This window comes from Dietzia sp. B19 (assembly GCF_014145155.1).
GTDB lineage: Bacteria > Actinomycetota > Actinomycetes > Mycobacteriales > Mycobacteriaceae > Dietzia > Dietzia natronolimnaea.
The window spans coordinates 1-5,026 of the sequence record NZ_JAALED010000446.1 but is presented as its reverse complement, the minus strand read 5'-3'; the positions used below and the strand labels follow the sequence as shown (position 1 = coordinate 5,026).

Sequence of the window (5,026 nt, the reverse complement as noted above, 5' to 3'; positions counted from 1 at the left end):
AGGCGCCGCGGGGGAAGGGCCGGTCAACTCGGGGACGGTGACGGGTCGGCGACGCCGCCGGCCCGGGCCGCGCCCACCATGCCGCGGGCGAAGTACAGGTGTCGTGCCACCACGTCGTCTCTCGTCAGCGGGCCGTCGGGGCGGTACCAGGAGGAGATCGACACGCACAGCGACGAGATCGCGCGGGCCGCGTCCTCGGGGTGCTCACAGGCGAAGTCCCCCGAGTCGACGCCGGCCCGGATGGCCTCCTCGAGCATCGCCTGCTGGGAGTCGCGCTGGGCGATGTGGTGGGCGCGGACGCCCGGGTCCATGCTCCGCATCTCCGTGGAGGCCACGAACGCCTGGTCCCGCCTGGCCATGTGGAAGCGGGCGAGGCACTCCACGAGGTTCTCGAAGCGGGCGACCGGGTGGTTCCCGGCGTCCTCCACGGCCGCGCCGGTGTGCTCGAGCATCTCCGCCATCGCCGTGTCCACCACGGCCGCGAGGATCGCCTGTTTCGAGCGATAGTGGTGGTAGAGGCCCGGAACGGACAGTCCGGCCTCTTCGGCGATCATCCTGATCGAGGCGCCGTGGTACCCGTGTCGCGCGAAGACGACCAACGCGGCACGTAACGGGGGCGACAGGGTGTCGGGCCCGAATTCTCGCCAGTCGCTCATCGGTGGACTCTCCTCGGTCATCGAAAAACCCTAGCTGTCGATCACTTGACACGTGATGTGGTGTGGGTAACACTACATCGGACCGAGCGATCGCTCGGTCGGGCCGACGGAGCGGAGGGCGATGATGAACGGACCGAACCCGCGCCCGTGGCGGGAGTTGTACCGTCCGGGTCTCGACGAGGGCCTCGCGGGGCGGCGGGCGACGCTGGTCGACGCCTGGCGCGACCGGGTCGCGACGAGTCCGGACCGGACCGCGGTCGCGTACTTCGACACCCTCCTCTCGGCGCGTGAGGTCGACCGCATGTCGGACGCCCTCGGCGCGGCGCTGCAGGATCGAGGGGTGCGGGGCGGCGACCGCGTCGGCATCCACCTGCAGAACATCCCGCAGTACGCGCTGGCGCTGCTCGCCCTGTGGAAGATCGGCGCCGCCGCCGTGGTCCTCAACCCGATGTACTTCGGTCGCGAGCTCCGGTTGCCCGTCGAGGACTCCGGCGCGGTGGGGATCATCGCCACCGACCGGGACGTCGCCGCGATCCGCGAGAGCGTGGAGGGCACCGACGCCCGGTGGATCCTGAGCACCAGCGAGCGGGACCTCCAGACCAGGAACGACCCCCGGGTATTCGGCGGAACGGACCCGGGAGTGCCGTCGGAGGACGGCGATCTCGTGCGGCTCATCTCCGACTTCTCGGGTCGGACCCCGGCTCCCGTCACGGTGTCACCGGACGACCTCGCGCTGCTGACCTACACCTCGGGGACCACCGGTCCCCCGAAGGGTGCGATGAACTCGCACGCGAACGTGGTGGCCGTGGCCCGGAGTTTCGCCGACTTCGTCGGCATCGTGCCGGGAGACGTGGTGTTGGCCATAGCGCCGCTGTTCCACATCACCGGTGCCGTCATCAACGCGACCCTCGGCCTGCTGGGGGACACCGCCCTGGTCTTCGCCGGGCGCTTCCGGCCCGAGGTCGTCCTGGACGCCTTCCGCGAACACCGGGTCACCTACACGATCGGGTCCATCACGGCCTTCAACGCGCTCATGCGTCTGGACGAGGCCGGCCCGGAGCACTTCGGGTCCGTCAAGACGCTCTACAGCGGGGGAGCACCGATCCCGCCGTCGACGGTCGAGCGGTTCCGGGAGCGGTTCGGCCACTACATCCACAACGCCTACGGGATGACCGAGACGACCTCGGGGGTCGTCGCCGTCCCGCCCGGACTCCGCGCCCCCGTGGACGAGGCCAGCGGGACGCTCTCCGTCGGGGTCCCACTCCCGGGGGTCGACGCGAGCGTGGTGGGCGTCGACGATCGACCCGTCCCGCCGGGGCAGCAGGGCGAGCTCGTCCTCAGCGGACCTCAGATCGTGTCCGGGTACTGGCGCAACGCCGCGGCCACCGCCGGGGCGATGCCCGGCGGCCGGCTGCACACCGGTGATGTCGCCGTCATGGACTCCGCCGGCTGGGTCTACCTCGTCGACAGGCTCAAGGACCAGATCAACGCCTCCGGGTACAAGGTCTGGCCCCGCGAGGTCGAGGACGTCCTGTACGAGCACGACGCAGTCTTCGAGGCCGCGGTCGTGGGCCTGCCGGACGAGTACCGCGGCGAGAAGGTGGTCGCGTTCGTCTCCCTCAAGGCGGGCCGCACCGCCACCGGGGAGGAGTTGGTCGCCTTCGCCGCCTCCAGACTCGCCGCCTACAAGAGGCCCGCCGAGGTCCACGTGGTCGGCGAGCTGCCCAAGACCCAGACCGGCAAGATCCGTCGCCGCGAACTCCGCGACGAGCACACCCCCTCCTGATTCCCCAGACCCCTCACCCGACCCGAAGGAGATGACATGGCCGAGGCCAGCATCCGCCCCGACCTCCCCTCGGAGGTCACCCCGACGCAGTCCGCCGAGGGCAACAGGAACGCCAAGAGGTCGCTCGCGGCCAGCACCACCGGGCAGCTGTTCGAGTGGTACGAATGGACCGCTTACGCGGTGTTCGCCCCGTTCATCGCGGCGGCGATGTTCAACAACGAGAACCCGGTCTCGGCCCTGCTGGCGACCTTCGCCGTCTTCGCCGTGGGCTTCCTCGTCCGGCCGCTCGGCGGGATCGTCTTCGGCCGGATCGCCGACGTCAAGGGCCGCAAGTGGGTCCTCATCACCACCATGCTCATGATGGCGGGCGCGAGCCTGCTGATCGGACTGCTGCCGAGCTACGAGACCCTGGGTGTCTTCGCCTCCGTGCTGCTCCTGCTGTGCCGGATCGTCCAGGGCTTCGCGCACGGTGGTGAGTCCGCGACCGCGTACAGCTACGTCGCCGAGATCGCGCCGCCCCACCGTCGCGGGATGTGGGGGAGCCTGGTCTTCGTCGCCATCATGGGCGGCACCGTGATCGCCTACGGCGTGGGCGGCACCATCACCGCCGTGCTGTCCGAGTCCGCCGTCGGCGAGTGGGGCTGGCGCATCCCGTTCCTGCTCGGTGCCGTGTTCGCCCTGTTCGTGCTGTACCTGCGGGCCGGGATGGAGGAGTCCGACGTCTTCGACAAGGCCGCCGAGGCCGCCGTCGCCGACCCGACCTCCCCGGTCGTCACGTTCTCCAAGGGCCGTCTGGCCCGCGCGATCGCGCTGGTCGTGACCATGGTCTCCGGCATCACCGTGGCCCACTACACCTGGAGCTCGTACGCCTCCACCTTCGCCATCACCCAGCGCGACATGGATGCGGGCGCCGCCTTCTGGATGATCTTCGGCAGCCAGTTGATCGCCCTGTGCACCCTTCCGCTGTGGGGCCTGCTGTCGGACAAGATCGGACGTCGTCCGGTGATCTTCATCTTCGCCGTCGGCACCATCGTCACCACCCCGTTCCTGATGGGGATGATCGACGACCGGCCGTGGACCCTGTTCCTCACCTCGTTGATCGCCATGACGCTGGTCGCCGCGGCCGGATCCATCCTCTCGTCGTTCATGTCCGAGGCGTTCCCCACCAAGATGCGCACGGCCGGCATCGGCTTCGCCTACTCCCTGTCCGTCGCCGTCTTCGGCGGCAGCGCCCCGTACCTCAACGCCCAGTTCATCGAGTGGGACGTGTACTGGATGATCAGCGCCTACATCATCGTGCTCTGCGTCTGCACCATCATCGCGACGGCGATCATGAAGGAGACCCGCGGCAACGACCTGCACACGGTCGGCCACGACTAGTCCGTGCCCGTTCCGGTCATCCGGCCGCCCATCAACCGCGAGGATCACCCCATGACCACTCCACCAGAATCGTCCGCCGGCCCGGCGGTCGACCGACTCCTCCGCCCCGACGTCGTGGGCCCCAAGATCGCCGAGGCCACGGGCGAGGCGGCCTGGACGGACTTCTCCGCCGAGCTGATCGCGGGGGGCAAGTCCAACCTCACGTTCACGCTCCGCTCGGACGCCGGCGAGCTCATCCTGCGTCGGCCGCCCACGGGTGAGCTCCTCCCGAGCGCCCACGACATGGGGCGCGAGGCGCGCATCCAGCTGGGGCTGGCGTCGACGGACGTCCCGGTGGCCGGGATCGTGCTCAACGAGACCACCGGCGAGGACCTCGGTGTCCCGTACTACGTGATGGAGAAGGTCGTCGGTCACGTGATCCGCGACGAACTGCCGCCGGGCTACGCCGAGTCCGACGACGACAAGGCGGCCATGGCGGACGCGCAGATCGACGCGATGGTCGCTCTCCACGCAGTGGATCAGGACGCCGTCGGCCTGGGGGATCTGGGGCGGCCGGAGGGTTACCTCGATCGGCAGCTGCGCAGGTGGCTCGGACAGTCGGAGAAGGCGAGCGCGAGCGTCCGCGCGGACCGCCTGCCCGAGTTGGCCGCGCGACTCGGCCGGGACCTGCCCACCTCGCCGTCGTCGCGGATCATCCACGGTGACTACCGCATGGACAACTGTGTGGTCGACGCCGACGATCCGGGGCGGATCAAGGCGATCCTCGACTGGGAACTGTCGACCCTCGGCGATCCGGTGGCCGACCTCGCCCAGACCGTTCTGTACTGGGGCGATCCCGACGGACCCGAGGTCCCGCTCATCCCGAGTCTGACCACGGGCCCCGGGTGGCCCGGCCCGCAGCGGTTGCTGGACAGGTACTGCTCCGCGACCGGCACGGATCCCGCACACATGCCCTGGTACCTGGCGTTCGCGACGTTCAAGTTCGCGGCGATCGCCCAGGGTGTGGCCACCCGCTCCGAGGCCGGGGACATGGCCGGACAGGACTTCGGTGGCATCGGCCCGCAGATCCGCGAGCTGGTGGAGTACGGCCACTCGATCCTCGATTCCCGGAAAGGCGCCCGCTGATGGCTGATCCCGCTCCCGACGCCCCCGCTCCCGACGCCCCCGCCCGGGCCGTGCGCGGGCCGGTCGACCCCCGCACGGG

General features: G+C 70.1%; 4 protein-coding genes. 3 read left to right on the top strand and 1 reads right to left on the bottom strand.

Going from position 1 to position 5,026, the window contains the following annotated elements; translation table 11 throughout:
* Positions 1–23: 23 nt before the first annotated feature.
* Positions 24–656 (bottom strand): TetR/AcrR family transcriptional regulator, encoded by a 633-nt coding sequence (locus tag G6020_RS12550; protein ID WP_182610851.1) that lies wholly within the window; start codon positions 654–656, stop codon positions 24–26.
* A 124-nt stretch (positions 657–780) separates the two neighbouring features.
* Here G6020_RS12550 and G6020_RS12545 point away from each other — a divergent pair, with 124 nt between their 5' ends.
* Genes G6020_RS12545 through G6020_RS12535 form a run of 3 tightly spaced genes read left to right on the top strand, consistent with a single transcriptional unit; the run spans position 781 to position 4,947 of the window.
* The gene (locus G6020_RS12545) at positions 781–2,442 is read left to right on the top strand and encodes an AMP-binding protein (RefSeq protein WP_182610850.1); all 1,662 of its coding nucleotides are present in this window, start codon (positions 781–783) and stop codon (positions 2,440–2,442) included.
* A 36-nt stretch (positions 2,443–2,478) separates the two neighbouring features.
* Positions 2,479–3,822, top strand: a complete 1,344-nt coding sequence (locus G6020_RS12540; protein WP_182610849.1) for an MFS transporter — start codon at positions 2,479–2,481, stop codon at positions 3,820–3,822.
* A gap of 51 nt (positions 3,823–3,873) precedes the next feature.
* The gene (locus tag G6020_RS12535; RefSeq protein WP_182610848.1) at positions 3,874–4,947 is read left to right on the top strand and encodes a phosphotransferase family protein; all 1,074 of its coding nucleotides are present in this window, start codon (positions 3,874–3,876) and stop codon (positions 4,945–4,947) included.
* The last annotated feature ends 79 nt before the right edge of the window (positions 4,948–5,026 follow it).

Bases quoted from the DNA above. Each gene is read 5' to 3' on its own strand.
- G6020_RS12550 (WP_182610851.1), bottom strand. From the start codon at position 656: ATGAGCGACTGGCGAGAATTCGGGCCCGACACCCTGTCGCCCCCGTTA.
- G6020_RS12545 (WP_182610850.1), top strand. From the start codon at position 781: ATGAACGGACCGAACCCGCGCCCGTGGCGGGAGTTGTACCGTCCGGGT.
- G6020_RS12540 (WP_182610849.1), top strand. From the start codon at position 2,479: ATGGCCGAGGCCAGCATCCGCCCCGACCTCCCCTCGGAGGTCACCCCG.
- G6020_RS12535 (WP_182610848.1), top strand. From the start codon at position 3,874: ATGACCACTCCACCAGAATCGTCCGCCGGCCCGGCGGTCGACCGACTC.